The 20,192-nt window shown below is 65.5% G+C and carries 17 protein-coding genes; all 17 read right to left on the reverse strand.

All coding sequences use genetic code 11. The annotated features are described in order from the left end of the window. Positions 1–16 precede the first annotated feature (16 nt). The gene (locus ACVWW6_RS27395; protein ID WP_456681665.1) at positions 17–2,593 is read right to left on the reverse strand and encodes a hypothetical protein; all 2,577 of its coding nucleotides are present in this window, start codon (positions 2,591–2,593) and stop codon (positions 17–19) included. A 3-nt stretch (positions 2,594–2,596) separates the two neighbouring features. Further along, entirely contained in the window at positions 2,597–5,092 is a 2,496-nt protein-coding gene (locus tag ACVWW6_RS27400; protein WP_456681666.1) for a hypothetical protein, read from the reverse strand. Beyond that, complete coding sequence (locus tag ACVWW6_RS27405) at positions 5,092–7,311, reverse strand: hypothetical protein (protein WP_456681667.1); 2,220 nt, start codon at positions 7,309–7,311, stop codon at positions 5,092–5,094. Before ACVWW6_RS27405 ends, ACVWW6_RS27400 begins: the two co-directional genes overlap by 1 nt. Before the next feature lies 1 nt (position 7,312). After that, positions 7,313–7,861, reverse strand: coding sequence for a hypothetical protein (locus ACVWW6_RS27410; protein WP_456681668.1), 549 nt, complete (start codon positions 7,859–7,861; stop codon positions 7,313–7,315). A gap of 32 nt (positions 7,862–7,893) precedes the next feature. Next, entirely contained in the window at positions 7,894–10,329 is a 2,436-nt protein-coding gene (locus ACVWW6_RS27415; protein ID WP_456681669.1) for a hypothetical protein, read from the reverse strand. Next, the gene (locus ACVWW6_RS27420; RefSeq protein WP_456681670.1) at positions 10,329–10,982 is read right to left on the reverse strand and encodes a hypothetical protein; all 654 of its coding nucleotides are present in this window, start codon (positions 10,980–10,982) and stop codon (positions 10,329–10,331) included. The genes ACVWW6_RS27415 and ACVWW6_RS27420 overlap by 1 nt, the downstream gene beginning before the upstream one ends. 61 nt (positions 10,983–11,043) lie before the next feature. Further along, positions 11,044–11,757 carry a hypothetical protein gene (locus ACVWW6_RS27425; protein WP_456681671.1) on the reverse strand — a complete coding sequence of 238 codons (714 nt, stop codon included), beginning with the start codon at positions 11,755–11,757 and terminating at the stop codon, positions 11,044–11,046. Between the two features lie 82 nt (positions 11,758–11,839). Beyond that, positions 11,840–12,697 (reverse strand): phage capsid protein, encoded by an 858-nt coding sequence (locus ACVWW6_RS27430; protein ID WP_456681672.1) that lies wholly within the window; start codon positions 12,695–12,697, stop codon positions 11,840–11,842. Positions 12,698–12,901: 204 nt separating this feature from the next. Then, complete coding sequence (locus ACVWW6_RS27435) at positions 12,902–13,342, reverse strand: hypothetical protein (protein ID WP_456681673.1); 441 nt, start codon at positions 13,340–13,342, stop codon at positions 12,902–12,904. Further along, a complete protein-coding gene (locus tag ACVWW6_RS27440; protein WP_456681674.1) occupies positions 13,342–13,965 on the reverse strand; it encodes a hypothetical protein in 624 nt (207 codons plus the stop codon). The genes ACVWW6_RS27435 and ACVWW6_RS27440 overlap by 1 nt, the downstream gene beginning before the upstream one ends. 138 nt (positions 13,966–14,103) lie before the next feature. After that, positions 14,104–14,403 carry a hypothetical protein gene (locus tag ACVWW6_RS27445; protein ID WP_456681675.1) on the reverse strand — a complete coding sequence of 100 codons (300 nt, stop codon included), beginning with the start codon at positions 14,401–14,403 and terminating at the stop codon, positions 14,104–14,106. Positions 14,404–14,418: 15 nt separating this feature from the next. Then, entirely contained in the window at positions 14,419–15,450 is a 1,032-nt protein-coding gene (locus ACVWW6_RS27450; protein WP_456681676.1) for a hypothetical protein, read from the reverse strand. Next, positions 15,419–15,880, reverse strand: coding sequence for a hypothetical protein (locus ACVWW6_RS27455; RefSeq protein ID WP_456681677.1), 462 nt, complete (start codon positions 15,878–15,880; stop codon positions 15,419–15,421). Before ACVWW6_RS27455 ends, ACVWW6_RS27450 begins: the two co-directional genes overlap by 32 nt. Further along, positions 15,880–17,457, reverse strand: a complete 1,578-nt coding sequence (locus tag ACVWW6_RS27460) for a portal protein (RefSeq protein WP_456681678.1) — start codon at positions 17,455–17,457, stop codon at positions 15,880–15,882. The genes ACVWW6_RS27455 and ACVWW6_RS27460 overlap by 1 nt, the downstream gene beginning before the upstream one ends. Positions 17,458–17,590: 133 nt before the next feature. Next, entirely contained in the window at positions 17,591–18,145 is a 555-nt protein-coding gene (locus ACVWW6_RS27465) for a hypothetical protein (RefSeq protein ID WP_456681679.1), read from the reverse strand. After that, the gene (locus ACVWW6_RS27470) at positions 18,142–18,336 is read right to left on the reverse strand and encodes a hypothetical protein (protein ID WP_456681680.1); all 195 of its coding nucleotides are present in this window, start codon (positions 18,334–18,336) and stop codon (positions 18,142–18,144) included. The genes ACVWW6_RS27465 and ACVWW6_RS27470 overlap by 4 nt, the downstream gene beginning before the upstream one ends. Further along, the gene (locus ACVWW6_RS27475) at positions 18,333–19,889 is read right to left on the reverse strand and encodes a hypothetical protein (RefSeq protein ID WP_456681681.1); all 1,557 of its coding nucleotides are present in this window, start codon (positions 19,887–19,889) and stop codon (positions 18,333–18,335) included. Before ACVWW6_RS27475 ends, ACVWW6_RS27470 begins: the two co-directional genes overlap by 4 nt. Between the last annotated feature and the right edge of the window lie 303 nt (positions 19,890–20,192).

Consider the following 20,192-nt stretch of genomic DNA (forward strand, 5'->3'; position numbering starts at 1 on the left):
CCGCGTTAAGTGAGCATCAATGCGGCGCCGCCGGCGCCCGCCGCGGCAGGATCTCGCCAGGTGCCCACCACATGCCCTGCTTGGTCTCGTTCTGCAACCTCTGTTCCTGCTCGCGGAAATTCTTGTGCGCCTCCGGATCGGTCAAATACTGCAACTGATCGAGTACCACGCGGCGATAGGCGGCGCGCAGATACCAGAGCGAGGACAGCACGGGCGTGTAGCGGCCGAGGGTATTGACGGTCTCACGGCCGACATTCGTGGACTTGCCCTGCACAAGCTGCTGCAGATTTCCGACCGTGAGCTTCAAGAGATCTCCGACTAGACCAACGGTCGGACCCGCGACCTGCTGCGCGAGTGATTGTCCCTGACGATTGACGTCGGCGAATAGATAATCGCCGAGCAGACCGACGCCGCCGCCAGTCTGCAACGCAGCAAGCCAAAAACGTGGATCGGCCATCGACTGAGGATCTTTGCCAATGATGACGTTCTTGATCTGCAGCGAGAGTGCGCCGCCCACCGTCAGGCCGATCGCAAGCGCGCCCGCGTAGCCTGCGCCGCGCGCCGCCCCCTGATGAAGTTCTTGCTGGATCGCCTGCAACTGCAGCGTTGTGAAGGATAGCACGAAGGATTTGAAAAGCAGGCCGCTCTCGACCACCTCGCCCCAGAACGAGCCCTTCGGCTGGGTGCCGACGAAGAACGACCGGGAGCGCGCCGTCGACGTCGGCACCGCGCGCTCTGTCTGCTGCAGGATGGTTTCAAGATACTGCTCGGCAATGCGGCGCACGCCGGCGGCCGTCTGCTCGGCCGCGACTTGCGCATCCTCCGTGTCGATGCCGAGCAGCTTCTGCACCTTCGGCAGAGCAGGGCCTTCGGCCAGCGCCGCCACGTCGATCGGGCGCAGGAAGCCGGCGCTGCCCTCCGGCTGATGCAGCGGCGTCGATCGCATCACGTCCCATGCGGTGCGGTCGATGCCGTAGCCCTCTAAGCTGCGGCGGAGATAAGGGGCCATCTCATCCCACGACTTTTCGACCTGGTCGGCAACGGCCCCCTGAAAGTCGAGCGCGAAGACGTGCTTGCGCGCCTGCGTCATCGGCTCGAGGCCGGAGAGTGAGAGCGTGCGCTCGGCCAGCCACTTCGACCACTCGCTGCCGCCGATCTGGCCGGCCATGCGCGCTTCGTCACCGAGGATGTGGAGGAAGTCATCCATGACGATGCCGGAGCGCACCGCCTGTTCCTTGGTGCCTTCCGAAAAGGTTTTCGTGATGCCCCACAGCGCCTTTGTCACCGGCAGGCCGGACAGGTAGCGCGCGGCGGCGTCAACGAACGGATCGGTCGCGGCGGCCGTGATCGAGGCGGCGCCGAGCAGCGCCGAGGTCAGCACGTTGCGCACCGTGCCGAAGCCCGTTGCCATGTTGCCCGACACCACACTACGGCCGCGAATGTACTGGTAGACGCTGTCGATCCGGTACGGGATATAATCGAGCTTGTCCCGCACCGTGTCGGCGCCCTTGCTGCCGCGGCGATAGAGCGATGGCTCGCCGGCGATCGACTTCGCCGCTTCCACCTGCACGATCTGTTTGAGCCATTCCATCGTCGCATTCGGGTTCGGCCCGAATTGCTCCATCGCGGCGATATCGCGCGCCATGCCGTTGATGTGCTCGAAGATGGCCTTCAGCGGATCGCCCTTGCCGAACTGCTCGTTGTACTTCAACCAGCCATCGGCATCCCTAAAGTGCAGGAAGCGATGATCGGCACGCTGCGCCGCGAGCATGCCGGCGCGGCCCTGCGGCGTGCGTTGGGCCGTACGGTCCGCCCAGCCGTCCGTCGTGACGGTGTCGAAGGCGGCATCGAGCGATTGCTCGAGCCGCGCCGGCGTCAGCTTCTCGTCCGTCAGCGGATCTCGCATCCGCTCGACGTCGAGCAACGGCCGGATGAAATCCTTCCAGGCCTCTTTGCCAGCATTGAGCAGGGCACGCGCGTCGTGAAACTGCGGCAGGTAGCCGCCCTCGATCTTGCCGATCGCCCCGCCGGCGGCGTTGAAGCGCTGGCGCAAAGTCTCAAAGACGTCCTGGATCGCGCCGGCCATCGCCTTAGCTTCCGGCTTGCCCGTCACATCGCCCAGCGCTTCGCGCACCACATCGTCGAGCAGCGGCCGATTGAAATGCCGTCCCGTCAGGGTCGACTTGCGGAAGGCGGAGAGCACGTCGGCGATTTGCCCATGCACCAGCGAAACGATCGCCTTCTGCCGGCCGGCCATCGACGACGTGCCGGCAAAGCCATGGTTCTCGATGGTGTTGAGCACCGCCTCGAAGACGTCGGGCTTGCTGTCGAGCCCGCGGTAGCCTGAGACGTACTCGGCCAGGCGGTCTTGCGCGGCATCCTGCAGCAGCACGCGCCGGCGCGTCTCGATCGCCTCGGCGCGGAGATCTGTCTCCAGCTTGGCCTTGGCGGCGGCGGCAGCGGCATCGTCGCCCAGCGACATACGCGCCTGGGCGAACTCGGTCTGAAAGCGGCGCGCGAGATCCGCCGCCTCATCCTTGGTGATGGCGCCCTGGTCGACGGCGGAGTTGAGGCAGTCTCGGAAGGAGGGCATGGCTTAGGCCTTACAGCTTGCGACCAGGTCGGCATACTCGGCAGGTTTCTCGGCCTCGGCAAGGGCGTCTTCCCGGCTTATGAACCGGACGTCGCGGCCATCGTCCCGGGTCGAAACAGCTAGGCTGTCGAAGAGACCCCCTTGGGATGCCGTTTCCTGGCTCTGCGGAGGCTCAGGAGAGGCGTTCTCGGTCCGCGACGCGAAGGCGGACTCGGCGGTCGCCAGCGCCTCCGGCGTGCCCGGCTCGACGGCCGCGGCGGGTTTGAGCTCTGGCGAGGCGAGCAGGCCATTGAGACCGTCCCGATCGAGCAGGTTGCGGACCTCCTCGAGGAAGCCCTCGGCTGCCTTGCCGGGCTTGGCACCCTCGGCCATCTGGGCGGCCGCCCGATTGAGGGCGTCCGACACCGGGCCGGTCCGGCGGGCGAGCCGGGCGAGCATATCCTGCAGGGCGGCAGCATCGCGGGCGCGGGCGTCGTTGGTGCCGCGGGCGAGCTGATTGCCGGCGGCCTCGATCGCGTCGGCTTTCTCCGCCAGCGTCCCGAACAGCTTCTTGTCGCGGGACAGGCCGGCCATAGCGGCATCGAGCACCTTGACGCGCTCGGCCATCAGCGAGCGGGCGGCGGTCGCGGCGCCAAACAGGTCGATCTGTTCCTCGGCGCGGAAGCCGGCCGACTGGATCTCGCCGATCAGCATCCGGGCTTCGCGCTCAGTCTCCGGTGCAAAGCGCACCAGGTCGGAGATCACGCTTGCGTGCTGCAGCTTGTTGTGGACCATGGCACCCACGGCGGCGGCATAGTTCGGCGGCACCACGCCGTTGACCGCCATGCCGAAGGCCTCATCCGACAGCCGCGCCAGATAGACCGCGTTCTTCAACATCGGCGAGGTGACGGGCAGGGAGCCGTCGAGGAGATCCGGCCGATCGCGCAGCACGCGCGCGGCGTCGAGCGCATCGCCGGAGCCTTCCTGCATGTTCTTCTTGGCGGCGATGGCACGCACGTCCTCAGCGGTCCAGCCGTCCGCCTCGCGGAACAGATAGCCGTCGAGGCGGATGCTGGGATCGTTCTGGATCAGCCTCTTGGACAGGCCGAGGCGCTGATGCCCGTCCGCGATCACGCGCGTGCCGTCGTTACGTTCAAACACCAGCGTTTTGCCGGAGGCGAGCGGATCGAACTGCGACACGTTGCGCAGCCGATCGGTCACGCCGGCAGCATCGCCACCGCCCTTGTACTGGAAGGCGGCCGCATCGGTCCCGAGGTCGTTTGGATTGAAGCGCTCGAAGGTCACGGGCTTGCCGTCGATCGTCTGGCTCTTGCCCGGCAGGCTTTCGTCGAGCACGCGCACGCGATCGGCGGCGCGCGCCGGCGCCGTCAGCGGGATCTCCGGCGGCGGGTTGCGTTCGGGATCGTCGGCATAGCGCACCGCCTGCGCCGCGATCTCGTCATGCTGGGCCGCACGGATCGCGGCCGGCGGCTCGCCAATCGCGTGCGCCTGGTTGGTACGATCGGCCGCGGCCGTGCGGATCTCGGCTTCGGTCGCGGCATCCAGCTTGATGCCGAGGCCGGCCGCGGCCGTGTGCACGTCCTCAGGCGTCGCGGCGCCGCCGGCGATGCGCGCGATCGAGGCTTTCTCCCCAGCCGTGAGCGCGCGCACGCCTTCGATGCCGGCGCCGGGGATGGCGCCGAACAGGAATGCCATGCCGACATTCTCCAGCGCCGGCGCAATGCCGCTGCGCTCGCCAATCGTCGCGCGCCAATCCTGCACTGTCGGCTGCGCCGCCGCCTGCACGCCGGCATTGAACAGGCCCTGCTTGATCGCGCCCCAGCCGATCTTCGCCACGGTCGATCCCGCCGTCTCGACGCCAGGGCCAGCGAACAGCGTGCCGAGGAACAGCGGATCGCGGCGCGAGCCCCACATGCCACCGATCACGGAGGCCATGAAGCCGTCTACGCCGGTCGATGGAGCATGCTCGCCATCATAAGCCGCTGATGAGGCAATCGCCTGGGCCTGCTGTTCGAGCGATTGACCAAAGGTCAGCGCGCCGGCCTTGTCGGGAAAGCGCGTCGCCGCCTCGTCAACCCGCTCGTTGAAGATGTCGACCTGGGCGCGGGGGACGTGACTGAGCGAGATCGGATCGGCGCCGGTGAGCGCCACGCCGAGACGTTCGCGGGCATCCAGCTCGTAGCCGCCGCGGAACGGGTTTTCGAGCTGGATGCCGGTCTGCTCCCGCACGATCCGGATGCGATGCTCGGCCGCCTCCGACAGTGCATTCTCCCGCGCGTTGATGGTGTCGACGAGCCGGGTTTGCCGCTCGGCGGCAACGATGCTCGTGCGCAGGGCCTCGGCGCGCTTGGCGATGGTGTCGGTATCGACGACGTCGCCGGTGGCGTCGATCGACAGCGCGTTGCCGGTCGTGGCATCGCGCAGCGCGAAGGTGAATGGGACGCTGCCGCCGGGCGTGCCGAAGGTGATCTCGCTGTCGCGCGGATCTGACAGGAACATCAGTTTGACCCGAGCAGGCTGCCGGAGACGCGCGGCGCGATAGCGTTCAGCGCAGAGAAGGGCAGCACGAAGGGCGCACCGTCGGCGCCGCGGATGTACTGCGGATCGGTCGAGGACGGATCTCCCATGGCGAAGCGGTAGCCGCCGCGCACCGCGATCGGGACGGCGCCGGCGATGTCGGTCGCCTTGTAGCTCTTGCCGTCCGCCGTCTGTGGCGGAACGGGCAGGGCAGCGAGGTCATCATCGCGTAAGGATCGCACCACATCGCGGAAACGATCGGCGCGCAGACCGGCCGGCACCGGGACCTTGTAAGCCGTCCAATAGCCCGGCTTATAGTCGGTCACGCCGCCGTACTGCACGCCGCCGACGAAGCTTGCGCCGGCGGCTTCCTGCAGCGCGCGGCGGTAGATGGTTTCGGCCTCGCTGCTCTTGGGATCGACGCTGCCGGAGAATATCCGCGTCTTGGCGATCGCATCGGCCGTGGCGCGGATGCGGCCGCCGTCATCGCCCTGCAGCGCGAAGGCGGAGCCGAATGTGTCGCGCACGGCCTTGCCGGCGATCGAGGGCGTCACCGCCGGCAGATCCTTACCGGTCTCGAGCTTGATCTTCGCGGCATTGAAGGCGTCGCGTGCGGCCGAGATCGAGCCGCCATTGGCGATGATGTTGCCAGCCTGGGCAAGCAGCGGCGCATCGGTCGAGATCTCGCGCAGGATCGCCGGAGCGTCGCTGTCGGCGCCCTTGACGATCGCGCCGGCGAGCGCCATTGCCTGGGGGCCGCCCTTGTCAACGATCTCTTTCAGCCGGTCGCGTTCCTCCGGCCGTAGGAACTGCGGCGCGCGCGACAAGTTCGAGGCCACTGCACGCGCTTGCGCCGTGCGGTCACGGAATTGCGCGGCGAGCGCCGTTGCATCGCCCGATGCCGCAAAGCCCTCGAAGTCGACGGGCGCGACGCCGCCGATCAGGCGCTTTTGCGCGGCATAACCGAGCTGATCCGTGTTGATCGCCTTGCGCTGCTTGTCGAGTTGGTCCTCCGCAAACTTGATGATCTCGCCATCCGGCGCTGTCGCGCCGCCCTTGCTCGCCTCGGCGCGCAGGCCCGCCACCAGGCGCCCGGCGTCGTCAACGGGCATGGTGCTCATCGCGGTCGCAATCTTCGCCTTGTTCTCGGCGATCTGAAGCACCTGTGCGCCCTTCGGCGTCTGCGCCGCGGGGCTGGTCGCATAGCGCGTCCATTCGTCCGGCGGTGTCGGCAGACCGTTCGCTCTGCGCTCAACATAGTCGTCGAGGTTCTTTGAGAGCTGCGTGACTTCGGCGCTGCCTTGTGTGCGCGCCGATTTCTCCAGCGCCTGCAGGCTGGCATCGAGCGAGGCATAGCCGTCCGCCGTCAGGCCCTTGAAGTCGCCGGCCGCGAATTTCTTCCGGGCGTTCTCGCGATAGGCCGCGATCGCCTCTGGGGTTTTCAGCGTCCCGGCCTGGGCGAGCGCTGCGCTCTCCAGCACGTCATTGCGCGTCTTAATCTTGAGCTTGGCTGCCGCCTCCGCCGTAATCGCCTCGCTCTCAACCTGCCGGTCGATCAGCTTGTCGGCGCGGTCGAGCTCAATCGCGATGTTCTTGGCCGTCATCGGATTGTTGGGATCGGCCGCCGCCATCCGCGCCGCGTTGGTCTGCGTCGCCGTCAGGTTCTCGGAGAGAGACGCGCGCTCCTGATCGTGCGTATCGCTCTCGAAGTTGGAGAGCGCCTTGTTTTCATAGGGCAGGCGCATCCGCGCGAACTGCGCGTTGAACTCGCCGCGGATGCCATCGAAAACGTGCTGGTCGTTGTAGGTGCGACCGAGCTGATCGAAAGCCTTCTTGAGGTCGCCCGGGCTGTTGCGGTTGGCCTCGAATGTCGCCTGCATGTCGTTGCGCATCTGCGCATCGAGATTGTTCTGATAGGTCTTGGTCGCGGCGTCGTTGAAGGCCTTGCCACGGATCGTCAGTGAACCGTCAGGCCGGTAGTGCGGGTCGAGGCCCGCGACCTTGCCTGCGTCTTCACCTTCGGCCTTGGCCGCATCATCAGCCATGGCGCCGAAGGTGCTGGCCAGCTTGTTGGTCGCGCCCGCCATCTCGGTTTCGAACGAGCCGTCAGGCCGGGAGACCGGGATCAGGCCCTCCGGCAGGAGCCCCTGCGGATTAAATCCCTGCGGCGCCGCGACAGCGCGGCCAAACTTGTTCGGCATGTCAGCCTCGCTTGAAAAGCTTTGCCGCGCCTTCGAGCCCCAGCGCCGCCGCACTGCCCAGCCCGCCGGCTGACGCCTGCTGTCCCTGGATGCGATAATTTGCGGCACGCTCGCGCAGTCTGGCAACGCGGAGATCCGTGGTGTCCTGGTCGACCGAGAGCGCTCGCTCGCTATCGGTCACATCCTGCCGGCGCGCGACCGCCGCCGTGCCGAACGAGAGATCCGTGCCGCCGGCCGCGGTCGCGACGTCGCGCTCACCGAGCTGGGCAACGAGCGCCTTCTTGAGCGAAGTCTGCCGCGCGATGCCCTGCGTCTGCTCGACCTGCGTCTGCAGGTCGGCATCGTCGGCTTGCGCGTTGAGGGCTTGCGCCTTGGCTTCGCCGGCCCGGTTGGCATTGAGCATGGATAGGACGGTCGATGCGCCGGAGAGGACGCTGAACGCGCTCGATGCCGAGAAGAGGGTTGATCCGGCGGTTGCGGCAGTCGACGCGGCCGCCGTCGCGCCGCTCGCCGCGCTGGCGGTCCCCATAGTCTCCGCGATCGTGCTCATGGCTGCGGCTGCGAATTCCATCTGTTAGCCTTTCAGGTCTTGGCTTCAATGGTGAAGCCGCGCCAGGCGAGCCGTCCCGGGCGGGTTTGGGTGATGACGATCTGACCGGTCTGCGTGAAGCCGGAGAGACCGGTCACGACGATTTCGCTGTTGACGAGCGGTTGCGGGCCGATCGCCTCGCCGGCCTGCTCAAGCGCGACATTGCGTGCCGGCCGGTCGTTGGCGCCGATCGCAATCGACGTCGTGTCGACGGCGTCGACGCGGACGGTATGCACCCGTTTCGGACGCTTCAGCACCACGCGCTCAGCCACCTCGGAAGGCAACGGCAGCGATTTGGCAACCGGCATGGTCCATCGCCCGACAAGCACGTTCGACGCGGCGAAGCCGAGATCGATTGCTGCGCTCTCGACCGTGAACGGCCCGACCACGTACCCGTCCGCCTCGGCCCACACCTCCGCGCCCTCATGCACGCCGAGCCCGGTGATGACCTGTTGCGCCGGTGAAAAATCCTGCTCGACCACATCGTCAAAGATCAGCCCGTCTTCCAGCCGCTCGAGGTGCAGCTCGGTCACCCCACTGACCTCACGCTCAACGAGGATGTGCGGGACGTTCTTGCCGTCGACGCAGGCTGAGGTCACGTTGCCGCCAGTCTGCCAGCGCACGAACGCGGTGATGTCCTGATTGAGCAGAAAGACGCCGACCGTCATGCTGCCGTCGACGCGCGGCATCCAGAGCCGTCCGGCATTGGCCTTGTCGGCCGGCTTCTGGAAAGCCATGTCGACCATGCCGTTGACGATGTGAGGCGCGAGCAGGGAGATCGGCGTCTCTACGTACTTCGTGTTGACCGCGTCGTAGCTCGCGGCATAGAGCACATTCTTGTCCCGCGATGCCCAGATGACCTGATCAGCAACGACCACCGGCAGATCTGCAGCCGAGCCGCGGCGCGAGGAGTTGACGATGTTCGGTGGCTTGGTGCGATCTATCGCGCGGTCGGAAATGAAGTATTCGGCATCTGAGGTGAAGAACAGCAGATAGATGTCGCGGACGATACGGTGGATCTGCTCGGCGCCATCCGTGTCGAGATTGGCGAGCACCGCGCCGGAGGCACCGGTCAGCTTGACGTTGAGATCAAAATATTCGCCGGTGACGCTGCCGAGCCATGCGCTGCGCTTGGCGTTGAAGCCGCCGGTGACGAGCCTGTCCTGATAGAACGTCGCGGCGGCGGCATAGCCGCGGCCGGCCGAGATCAGAGGTTCGCCGCCCGGATCTCCGGTCTGCGTGTGCGCCGTCGTCGCCGCGGCCTCTGCGGTATTGACCACCTGGGCCGCCAGTGTGTTGACCCGACCGAGATTGTTGCCGCCGACGAAAGTGATGTCGAACTGCATGGCGTTTGCGCCCGATGAGGCATAGGTCACGGTGATGCCGGGATCGACCGACGATGTGCCCTCGATCGCGCTCTTGACGGATGCCGCGAACGCGCCCCAATCCGGCGGGTCCGCGGTCACGATCGTGTTCGTGGTCTCGCCATTGACCGTCATGTTGACGGACAGGTTCTTGCCGCCGGAATAGTCGCTGGTGCCGCCGGGAAAGCGGACATACATCGACCACCGATCGGCGACCTGGTTGGTGTAGGTTCCGCCCAGGTCGACATTCGGGATGTTCTCGAACGGGACGCCTGACAGTACCCATTTGGTGTCGGCGCCGTCGCGCAGGATCTTCTGCGATGCCTGCTCGTGATGGAAGAGCAGCATGGTGTCGAGACGCTGCGGCGTGTCGAGCGTTGCGAGCTGACCTGCTGTGAAATTCGTCATCGACGCGCCGACGTAGACACCATCGCGATACAAATCGACGTGGCTGTCTTGCAGCACAGCTACATAGGTCTGGTCGAGCGAGAAGGTGAACGGGCGAATGCGCCCAACCGGTTTATTCGCAGTCTCATTGCGCACCACGATGCCGGTCGCCGCGAAGGTCGTTGCGGACGGTGGCGCGGAGACCATGCGAACGCGGATCTGCGTTGTGGTTGCCTTCTGGCCGGGTGGCAGCGCCATGGTGATGGTGCCGCTATCCGTGCCGAGCGTGAAGGCCGCGCCAAAGGGGACCCACGACGCACCCGAGGCATATTCGATTTGCAGGATTGCCCCGAGCGCCTGAGACGCGCTCCAGTTCGTCAGGTTGACCACGGAAATATCCGCGCTCGCGAATGTCGCGGTCGCTAGCACGGCAGCCGTATTGTAGGAGCCTACCGGCAGCGTCGATGATGTCAGGGCAACGATCTGCAGGGGATGACGCACGCGGCCGAGGTGCCGCGTGCGCATCGAGAGCTTGGAGCCACCCTGCGGCACCGGCTCGATGTTAAGCGCGGTCGCAAGGCCGGCATAGAACTGCTTGAGATCGGTCCGGCCGTACTCCTCCGGCGCCAGCTCGCCGGCGTTATTTGAGGCCTGATATGTTCCGGGACGCGCGACCATTACATCAGCCGCGCATCGGACAATGGATCGCGCCACTGCGGCGTGGCCGTGCGCGCCTTCGCCGCATCGCTCGACATGGCGCGGCCGATCAGGCCGCCGCGGCCTTGCTCTGTCGGACTTCCTTCGGCCACGGCGCGGATCGAGCTGGCAAGCTTGTCATCCTGCGTCACGGGCACGCAGAAGTCGGCGGCCGAGATGCGCTCGATCGCCAGCGCAAACTGCGGGTCCCACACGTCAGGGGCTGGCATCACGGTGACGACGGCCCACACCTGGTCGCGATCGGCGTAGAGCCAGCCAGCCTCGATCAGGAATTCGCGCAAGGGATCGCGCGGGTTGCGCGGGTCCGTGAGCACCTTGCGCGGCAGGCCAAGGCGGGTGCCAGGCAGCGCGAAGGCATTCCGCCAGCCGTTGTTGAAGATCTGCGCCGTGGTGTCGTAGTCGTTGTCCGCCGTCTTGGCGATCGCATCCAACTTGTAGGTCTTGCCGGCGAATGACCATTCGTGCATTGCGAGCACGGCCCTGACGCGGGAATAGTAGATCGGCACCACCTGGCCGGCGAGCTCGGTGTCCTCATCCTCCGCCATGATCTTGCCGGCGCCGATCGAGCCGAGCGCGTTGTTGATCACTTTGAGATGATCGTAGATGTCGGTCATGCCAGCCTCGAAGGAAAAGGCCGCGGGGCCGTAGTCCCGCGGCAGTCACAGGGAGGAACGCTTACGCCGCGTTGAGCGAGGCGATCGCGTTGTTGAGGTCGTCGTCGATGACATCGACCTCGAACCAACCATCGCCTTCGACGAACGCGGTCACCGCGGAGAAGGTGATCTCGATGGTCTGGCCGGCAGTGAACGCCGCGCCTGCCGTGATGGCAGAACCGGCGATCGCCGCACCCATCGGGGTCATGGTGGCCGACGCCAGCGCGACCGCGCCGCCGGTGCAGGCCACGCCGTTGACGCCGAGCTGTGCCGTCGCCGCCTTCGCGGCGGTGGTGACCGGCTTGCACGTGCGCCAGCGGACGGCTTGGAGGCGGCCGTTGAAGTTGACCTGCTGCTTGATCGTTCCGGCCGCGATGTCAGTGTTCTGCAGGCCGAACTGCAGGGTCGACTTGGCGACGTTCGCGGACAGCGCCTGGCCGGTGGTCCCGCCGGTGTTGTCGACGAGGCCCGCCAGCTCGCCGGCGGCCACGGTCACGGGCGAAGCGCCCTTGGCCGAGGTGATGACGAGGCTGGCGCGGGTCGGAGTGCCGCCCAGAGTGGCGATCACTTCGATGCTGTCACCCTGATCGAAGCGCTTGTAGTCGGCATTGAAGTAGCCGGCGGCAAGGATGGTCGCCAGAGTGTCGGCGGTCGCATAGAGGAACAGCGTCTTGGACGAGCCCGCAGCGTAGGGGACAGCGTCCACACGCTTGAGGCTATTCTTGTCGTAAGCCATGGTTAGATTTCCCGTTGATGGAAATTGTGAAACGCAGAACTTCGGTCAGCATGGAGCGGCGCCGGTTGCCCGGCGCGCGCGGTTAGTTGATCGCCAGCGCGGCGTCGATCTTGATGCGAACGCGTTTGACGCCTGGCGTCTGCAACACCTTCGCGGCACCGGACATCACGGTGTTGTAGACCCACGACGTGATCAGGTTCTCGTAGGTGATGACCGACTTCATCGCGTAGTTGGAGCCGAAGCCGACCGTGGCCTTGTTCCACAGGTAGGTATCGACGCTGTGGGCGTCGTAGGCGGTGAACATGTCGTCGGGCGCCTGGAAAACCCAGATGCCGTTCCACATCACTGCTTCTGTCTTGCCCTTGAAGAGGAGCTGCTCGGCCGTGTAGTCGCGGTTGTTGAAGATCTTATAGAGCTTCAACGCTTCCCAGCTCATCGACGGCACCGGCATGAAGAACTGGTTCATGCTCATCATGCCGACCGCATTGATCTGGGCCTTGCCAGTCGAGAGCTGGAGCGGTGAGATGGCGGCCGAGCCGTCGCCGATGGTGGTGATGTTGCCGGCCTCGCCGTCCATCGCCTCCATGATGATGCGGTCGAACTTGCGGCCGAGCGCCATCGCGCCGGCCTGCTGGATCTTGCTGCGGTACTCCGGCGAGATCTTGTCGGGTTCACCGTGGCGCACCTCTTCGTAGAACTGCCAATCCGTCATGTCGACGGTCTTGATGGTCTTCCCGAGGTTCGCTGCCTTGCCGCGTTCCGGCGTCGCGCCGAACGGCTGGGCTTCGCCCTTGCCGATGAAGAAGAATTCGAGGGTGTTGCCCTTGACCTCGACCGGGTCATCGGTGGTGCCGCGGAGCAGAAAGCCTTCGTTCTGCAACAGGTGCGAGACGCGGGTGTCGTACTGGATCGTGTACCAGTTGGGAGCTTCAATGCTCATGGGTTCAATCGTCCTGATAAGGGTTTTGCGTTACCCGCTATCGGCCGATTGCCACGGCGCCTTCCGGTCCTTCGCTCCAGCGCAATCCCTTTAGGGGATTGTCGCGACGCGACGATTGCAGAGGCTGCCCGCAGGTCCATCCCTCGCGGTCACGGACAGGATGGAGCAGGGGGGCGCGGCGTTAAGTGAGGGGAAGACTGGTAATCAGATGCGATAGTCCACCATCCCGACGACCGTGATGGTCGATCCGGTGACGTTCCCGCCTACGATTTGAGCCGGCGCGTTCGTCGTGCTGTTGCTCGCATTCTCGAAAAGAGCAATATTTGTGTCGTTCGGAACGATGTATCCACCGAGCCAAGTGTAGCCAGCGTCCATAGCGACGCCCTTGAGGATGCTGATGTTCGCAATCCCGAGATCATTTGCCACGTTGGCGGATACCAAGGGAAGTCCGCTAATTGTCATCAGCCCGACGGGCGCTACCGCCACCGCAGATATCTGGATGTTGAACCTTGCAGCTACCCTGCGGCCGATCCGCTCGTAACTGCCAGATTGAACGCTGTAGGTGAACGTGCCTGGCGTGGTCGCCCCCTGCAATACAGGCGTCCACAATCCTGCCTGATAGGCGATCCCCGAAAATCCGCTCATCAGACGTAATCCAAGTTGAGGCCGAGCACGTCACCTGCCGTCAATGCGCCTGTGTCGTTGTCAGCGCTGCCGGTGGTGAGACCATAGCCGATGCCAGTTCCGAACGAATAGCCAATGGGCCAGTCGAAAGCGAATCCGCCAGGAGGAAGGACTAGCGTCTTGACCGGCGTGTCCGTTCCAACTGTAGGCGCCGTAGCCTTGTTATAGAGTTTAAGATACCGCACCGCGGTCGCGGCGTTGTAACCCTGTATCGAGTAAAGGCGTCCGGCGCTTCCCTTCGCGTTCGTGGCATTTGTCGTTGCGGCTGCACTAAGCAGTCGATTAGTGGTCGAGATGCCGCCGGAAGCCGATGTCGCATTTCCAACTACGCCGTTGGTCGTAGCGGGCGTCGTCTGGTCGATGCCAACCTTGCCGATAATGTTCGCGCCGGCCGCGAGCACGACATTTGCGATCAGGTCGCGAGAGATCGCGCGGAGCTTGGCAGATAGGCTACCTGTCGCACCTGCCGCAACGGCAGCGTCCGCAACCGCGCCAATCGTGGCTTGGCCGCCGTCAGCGGCAAGATCGTCGATGGTCTTGACAGTTTGCGTCGCGCCGGTGGCGTCTTTGACTTGGATCGTCATCCCTTAAAATCCTACGACTGAAGTATATTGAGAGTTGCGTGCATCGCTGAAGGTCAGCGACGGCGTGTACGTAGGGATGCTGGCGTTGGAAGAAAACGCAGACACCGCAATCGATGGTCCAAGCCGCAGCGACATCGCTTACACCGGGATGCCGTGAACGACGGCGTTTGCCGTCGAGCCCGTGGTATAAACACGCTTGACTTGGATCGGCTCCCAATAGACGCCGGCGGCGGGGAAATTGAGCGTGACGTCGCCCGCGCCGCCGGTGTCGTCGATCGCCGTCACCTTGAGGGTAGCCGGCGCATCCGCGTTCTGCACTGCGACGCGCAGTCCGCGGAATTGTGTGGCCTGATCGCCGTCGCTCTTGGCGACGAGCTGCAGCGATCGCGCCGGCGCCATGGCGCGCTCTGCGTCCTCAGAACTGGAATAGATGCCCATGGCGTTGGTCTCCTGTTAGCCCCAGTGCTTCCGGCTCAACGTGTCGGTCTCGGCCGCGAACGCCTTGTCGTATTGTGCAGAGGACGGATTGTTGCGGGGATCGTTGATGCGGGCCTTGAGCTGATCGTCGCTCATGCCCGAGCTGCCGCCGCCAGAAGGCAGTGCCGGCCGCGTCTCATTGTTCGAGCCGCGCAGCCACTCGATCAGCTTGTTGGCCGCTGCGTTGTCGGCGGCTGACGTCGCAAGGAACGTTGCGATATCTTCCGGCAACGCCTTGCTGGCCTTCGCGCCATCGGCCCAGGCGATGTTGTCCGTGACGCGCTTGGAGCCAGCCGCGATCTTTTCGTCATCGCTCGCATTCGCCATCTCGGCCGGCGCCATGCCCTTTAGCACAGCCTTGGGATCGATCGGCGCCGCGACCAGGCCGCCCTCAACGAGGTTCTCGAGCAGCGGACCGAGGAACGCGTTGAACGTCTTGTCGGTCATGCCGGCCTTGTGCGCGATTTCGCGCGTCTTGGCATAGACCGGATCTTTGTCGAAGTTGGTGACGTACGGCTTGAGCTTGTCGCTCGCCTGCAGCACGTAGCCCTCGGCCTTCTCCGGCACGGCGCCGGCCTCGCCCTGCTTGGAGCGAAAGCCGTTCACAGCCGTGAACAGCTTGTCGATCGTATCCTTGTCGGAAGTGCCAGCGAAATGATCGGGCAGCCCGTCGGGGCGATAGGGCGAGGGAGCCCCACCGCCGCCGCCAGACTGCCCGCCACCGGCGCCGCCGCCACTCCCTGCGCCGCCGCCGTTGTTCGATCCACCGCCGCCAGCGCCACCGCCGCCAGCACCACCGCCGCCGGCGCCACCGCCGCCAGCGCCACCGTCACCCGCGCCGCCGCCGTTCGCGCCCCCGCCGTTGCCGCCATCGCCAGTTCCGCCGCCACCGGCCGCGCCGCCGGCATTGTTGTTGTCCAACAAAAAACGCGGGCCGCCCCAGCGCGGCTGCAGCGACGAGATGTGGAGCGCGGAGTTACTTGCGGCGCTTACGAACAGGCTTGGCATTTGGCTTGCGCTCACGCTTCGCTCGGATCGATTTTGCATGACTTCCCTCTCTCTGCGGTTGCTGCTCGCTTCGCCCCTCGGCGATCCAGGCGAGCAGCATGTAAATGGTCTGCGCCTGGCCCTCGCGCTGGTCGGCGTAGGCGAGGCGCTGTTCGGCGCCCGCCGCGACCGGCGGCAGCGTGAACGGCCGGCGCAGCGTCGCATCGCACAGCGCCTCCAGTAGCTCTTCGCCCTCCGGCGTGCCGAACAGGCGTGCGGCGATCGCGCGCACGCGCTGGGTCGCCTCGATCTGCGCCTGCGCGAGCGCCGGAAGATCCTTCTTGTCGGAAGTGCCGAACAACCCTTCGAGCACATCCTTGGCATCGCCGAGGAAGCTGCCGAGCGGCTGCGCGTCGCGGGTGCCGAAGCGGTTCTGGTTGATCGCGACCATCAGGCGGCCTTCTGTTGCTGCTGGGCAGCCGCAATCTGCGCTGCGGCATCTGCCATCTGCTGCTTCAGCGCCTTGCGCTCTTTCAGCGAGACGATGAGGTTGGCAGGGATCTGATCCTCCGCGATCGCCTGCAGCGCGTCGTCGACCTTGACGATGAGATCGGCCGCCATCGGCGTACCCTTCACGGCAACGCAAAGCTGGATGAAATCGACGATGCGCGAATGCGCGGCGGCCTTGATCGCCTGAGTGATTGGCGACAGCACGTCGAGCTTGATCAGCAGCGCGTCGATGTCGAGGTTGGGAACGCCCTTGACCTGCTTGCGCGCGAGGATCTCGATCACCCGCCGCACGATGACCGGATGCACCTCGTTGACGATGCGCGCCCACGCGCCCATGTAGTTCTGCGAGATGCGCTTCATGCGCGCCATGATCTCGGTCGCGGAAACCGGCGTTGCGCCCTTATCCGGCAAGCGATCATCGCCAAGCATCGACTGCACCTGCAGCCGCAGCTCGTGCGTGACGAGGTTGCCGAGATCGACCTTGCCGGCGCCGGCGTCCATGCGCACGACGTCGGGACCGAGCACGCCGCCGGTCGCCTGCATCGGCCAGAACTCGCCCGGCGCCAGCCGCGCCGTGTCGGGATTGAACGAGCCGCCCGGCCGGTAGCCATAGATGCCGAGCATCTGGATCGCCGCGGCCTTGAGCGTCAGCTCGACGGCCTTATTCAGCGTCTTGATGGTCGGCAGCGCCAACAGGATCGGGCCGCGGCCATAGGCCTCGCCGGGCACGCGATGATAGCGCGGCACGGCCATCGGCTGCGTCTTGTACTCGGCCGTGGTGATCGGGGTCTTGCTGTCGTCGAGGTAGACGACGAAGTCCCAGCGCCTGGTCGCAGGGTTGTAGACGAAATCCTGATCGATTTTGATCTCGGCTTCGGGGTCGCTCTCAAGCTTGTCGGTGAACGACTTGGGATATTCCCCCTTTGGGAACGCATCCCTGATCGCGCGATACGAAAGCTGACTGCGCCAAAAGATGCCGACAACCTTGCCGTAGGCGTCCACGACGATCGCCAGCTCATCGAACGGCACGCACACGAAGCGCACCGGCGTGACATCATCGCCCTCAACCGGGAACAGCGCGCCCGTGCCAACGAGCAGGTCAATGCACATTTCCGACGACGAGGTGTCGAACTCGCCGGTCTGGAAGAAGGCATTGACGATCTCGGAAATTGCCTGCAGCTGCTTCTTCAGCGCTGTGAGATCATCCGGCGACATCGCCAGCTTGGAGATCGCGCCAGGCGCAAGCTTGAAGAAGTCGGGCGGGAAGAGATCGGCATGAAGCTGGCCAGCGGCACGGAACGAGCTCTCGATCGCGGTGGCGTCGAACAGGCGCTCGATCTTGTTGACGGCCTTGCCCTCGCGCGAGGCAGGCCGGCGGAACGGGATCGCGAACTCATAGGCGTCGTCGTAGAACTTTTGCCACAGCGCGCGATCGGACCACGCCTTGTCGACGCGCTTCCGGTGCGCCTTGAGGTCGAACGCGGGGGCATCGGCCTTCTTGGCAAGCGGGCTTTTCATGCCGGCTTAGCCGTTCGGGCCGAGCGTGGATGACACGCCGGCGTCGCCGGTCGAGGCGATCAGGAGCCGGCGGCCGCGTGGCGCGCGCGAGGCGAGACCGGATTGCTGATCGGTAAGCGCGGCCTGTTGCTGCTCAGTCTGCCGTTGGCGATCGAGCGAGATCTGTTCCTGCTCTTTCTGCTGCTTGATCTGGGCGTCCTGGGCGGATGTGTCCGGCCCCGTGAACAGCGTCTTGACGCCCTGGACGAATGCACTCATGCGGCGAGCCCTCGAATTCATAGCGCTCGAAGTCGCCGACGGTCCCGACCAGCCGCATGCCCAGCATCAGCGCCATCCGGCGCCCGGGACGATGGCCGGTCCGGACATGGGCCCGAACGCGGAGGAGGCCATCATTGGCGAGGCGGTCCCGTGTTAAGTGAGCGAGCCGGATGAACGCCAGCATGTGCCGGGACAGATCCGGGAGGCAGATGAAGGCCAGCTCGGCCAGGCGCTCGCCGGGCCGCTCCGGGTCGAGCGGGTACAGCAGGGCGGCGGCGAGCGTGCCGCCGTCGTCGCGGAAGGCGATGCTTTCCGACCGGGCGAACTGCACGATGGCTGCCCTGACGAACAGCGGCTTCGCCGGCGCCACGAACGCGTAGAGGTTCATCACGTCGGCAGCCTCTGCCGGGGAGACGGCGCGGAGGGTCATGACCGCACGCTCCGCGCGCCACCGGTCTTGATCAGCCCGACGAACAGCCGGCCGAAGAAGCTCACGCCGTACCAAGATTCGATCGGGTGCTCGAAGTAGCAATCCTGATCTTTGGTCCCCTTCGCCTGGATCGTGCCGTGGCGAAAGCGCAGGCAGCCCGGGAAGGTGGTTGCGCCCCAATGGATGGTCATAGGTTGAAATCCCGCTCGATCCGCCGACCGCTCGAGATCGGCGTGACGTTGCCCGGGCGGCCAGCTCGAGCAGCATCGTTGATGACGCCGGCGTGGCCGCGAATTCCGTAGCAGCCGTACTGCCCGCCTTCGTGCACATGGCTAAATTTATTTTTGACGAAGGCGACGCGGTCGCTGGTGTCGTGGATGTTCTTGACCACCATGAAGCCACCCTGGAAGCCGCCCAGCGTCGTCTTCATCAGCGGGCAATGCTGGAAGTAGGGGAAGCCGTCTTCGTCGACGCCACGCCGCAGAAACCACGACACGCTCTCCTGCCGCGCGCTCGGATCGTTGGTCACGGTCGGGACGAAGTTGACACTGATTGCCCTACCCAGGATCTCCATGAAGGACAACTCGCCGGCGATGCGATCGGCGCCGTGGAAGGCGCTGGGGTCGCCGAAGGCATGCCCGATCGGCAGGCCGCGATATTTCGATTGCAGCAGATCGACCAGCGCCTCAGCGAACCGGCCCGGGCCGGTGCCGGGCTTTGACACGAGCTCGTCGATCCAGCGCATCTGCCCCTTGGCCGTGTACTGCATGAGCACCAGCGCCGGAGATCCGCCGGCGTCGGCACCAAGGATGAGCGGCAGGTCGAGCGGCTTGAGCGGCTGCTTGGCGCAGTGGATGTCGAAGCGATACTCCGGGTAGACCAGAGCGCCGTCGCCAACCGTACCGAACTCGGCATCGACCATGCGCCGCTTCTTGTCAGGCGGCAGCGTCGCGGCCAGCTTCTGATAGCTCTCAAGCGAAACGAATTTACGGTTCTCCGCCTTGTCGCTGAGGCCGCTCGGCTGGCGGTGCAGCTTGTAGCCGGGCCGCGGCGCCTCGACGAAGTCGGTGTAGATGTAGTTGGTGATCAGCGGTGCGTTGAGATCGCCCCACACCGTGCCGGGCACATCGGCCTCGGGATCTTCGAGCATGCCCTTGCCGGGGTAGCGGCCTTGCGCCACGCGGCTGTAGATGAACGGCGGCACCTCGCTGTCGAGCTGATCCGCCTCAATGCACCAACCGAAATTGCATTGATAGCCACGTAGCAGCTCTTCCATCGTGTCTTTGGTGATGCCGAAACCGTCGATGATGATCTGCAGCCTCTTTCCGTTCGGCGTCTGAAACCGCAGCGTGATCTGCAGCGGCCGGTCCTGGCCGCCGGCGTAATCGACGCCCGGCGTTCCCGGCTTGAAGAACTGCTGCAGGCTCGGCACCGCCGTGCGATACAGCGCGCGCAGGTTGGCGTGCACGACGCAGCCGCGCGAGCGAATGATCCCGTCTTTGCAGACCGGCATGCGTAGCGAGTTGACGAGGATGCGGAAGATCGAGCACGTCGTTTTCGCCGAGCCCACCGGGCCGAGAATGAATTCGATCGCCTCCTGTCCGAACATGTAGGCCTCGCCGATCGGCCCTGGCGGGTCGAGCTGCATCGGATTGATCTCGGCGCCGGCGAGCTGCGGCAGCGTAGCGCCGATCGGCAGATCGAATTCGTGGGGAATGCGCCAATCCATCACTGCACCCCGCACGGGTTGATTTCCTTCGCGGGCATTTCAGCCGCTAAGCCTTTGATGTTTCGGACGGAGCCATTGATTTCCTCGCCGGTCATTCCGGCGGCCGCCCTGAAACCCGATGCGTGGCGGCGCCCCTGCGCACCCCGCGCAGGGGAATTCTTGGTCCGATTTTTTTTCCTACTGGTCGCCCCGTGAGTGTGAGGGACCACCCCCCGGGAGGGGAGGTGGCGCGCGCGTTTCCAAGGCCGGCCGGCCGCCGCCGCCCGCGCGGAGGCCCCCCGGGGGGCCGGCGCCGATGGCGCCAGCGACGCGGCCGAA

Source organism: Bradyrhizobium sp. USDA 3311, from assembly GCF_054062495.1.

Coding starts and splice junctions, on each gene's coding strand:
- ACVWW6_RS27395 (WP_456681665.1), bottom strand. CDS start 2,593: ATGCCCTCCTTCCGAGACTGCCTCAACTCCGCCGTCGACCAGGGCGCC.
- ACVWW6_RS27400 (WP_456681666.1), bottom strand. CDS start 5,092: ATGTTCCTGTCAGATCCGCGCGACAGCGAGATCACCTTCGGCACGCCC.
- ACVWW6_RS27405 (WP_456681667.1), bottom strand. CDS start 7,311: ATGCCGAACAAGTTTGGCCGCGCTGTCGCGGCGCCGCAGGGATTTAAT.
- ACVWW6_RS27410 (WP_456681668.1), bottom strand. CDS start 7,861: ATGAGCACGATCGCGGAGACTATGGGGACCGCCAGCGCGGCGAGCGGC.
- ACVWW6_RS27415 (WP_456681669.1), bottom strand. CDS start 10,329: ATGGTCGCGCGTCCCGGAACATATCAGGCCTCAAATAACGCCGGCGAG.
- ACVWW6_RS27420 (WP_456681670.1), bottom strand. CDS start 10,982: ATGACCGACATCTACGATCATCTCAAAGTGATCAACAACGCGCTCGGC.
- ACVWW6_RS27425 (WP_456681671.1), bottom strand. CDS start 11,757: ATGGCTTACGACAAGAATAGCCTCAAGCGTGTGGACGCTGTCCCCTAC.
- ACVWW6_RS27430 (WP_456681672.1), bottom strand. CDS start 12,697: ATGAGCATTGAAGCTCCCAACTGGTACACGATCCAGTACGACACCCGC.
- ACVWW6_RS27435 (WP_456681673.1), bottom strand. CDS start 13,342: ATGAGCGGATTTTCGGGGATCGCCTATCAGGCAGGATTGTGGACGCCT.
- ACVWW6_RS27440 (WP_456681674.1), bottom strand. CDS start 13,965: ATGACGATCCAAGTCAAAGACGCCACCGGCGCGACGCAAACTGTCAAG.
- ACVWW6_RS27445 (WP_456681675.1), bottom strand. CDS start 14,403: ATGGGCATCTATTCCAGTTCTGAGGACGCAGAGCGCGCCATGGCGCCG.
- ACVWW6_RS27450 (WP_456681676.1), bottom strand. CDS start 15,450: ATGCCAAGCCTGTTCGTAAGCGCCGCAAGTAACTCCGCGCTCCACATC.
- ACVWW6_RS27455 (WP_456681677.1), bottom strand. CDS start 15,880: ATGGTCGCGATCAACCAGAACCGCTTCGGCACCCGCGACGCGCAGCCG.
- ACVWW6_RS27460 (WP_456681678.1), bottom strand. CDS start 17,457: ATGAAAAGCCCGCTTGCCAAGAAGGCCGATGCCCCCGCGTTCGACCTC.
- ACVWW6_RS27465 (WP_456681679.1), bottom strand. CDS start 18,145: ATGACCCTCCGCGCCGTCTCCCCGGCAGAGGCTGCCGACGTGATGAAC.
- ACVWW6_RS27470 (WP_456681680.1), bottom strand. CDS start 18,336: ATGACCATCCATTGGGGCGCAACCACCTTCCCGGGCTGCCTGCGCTTT.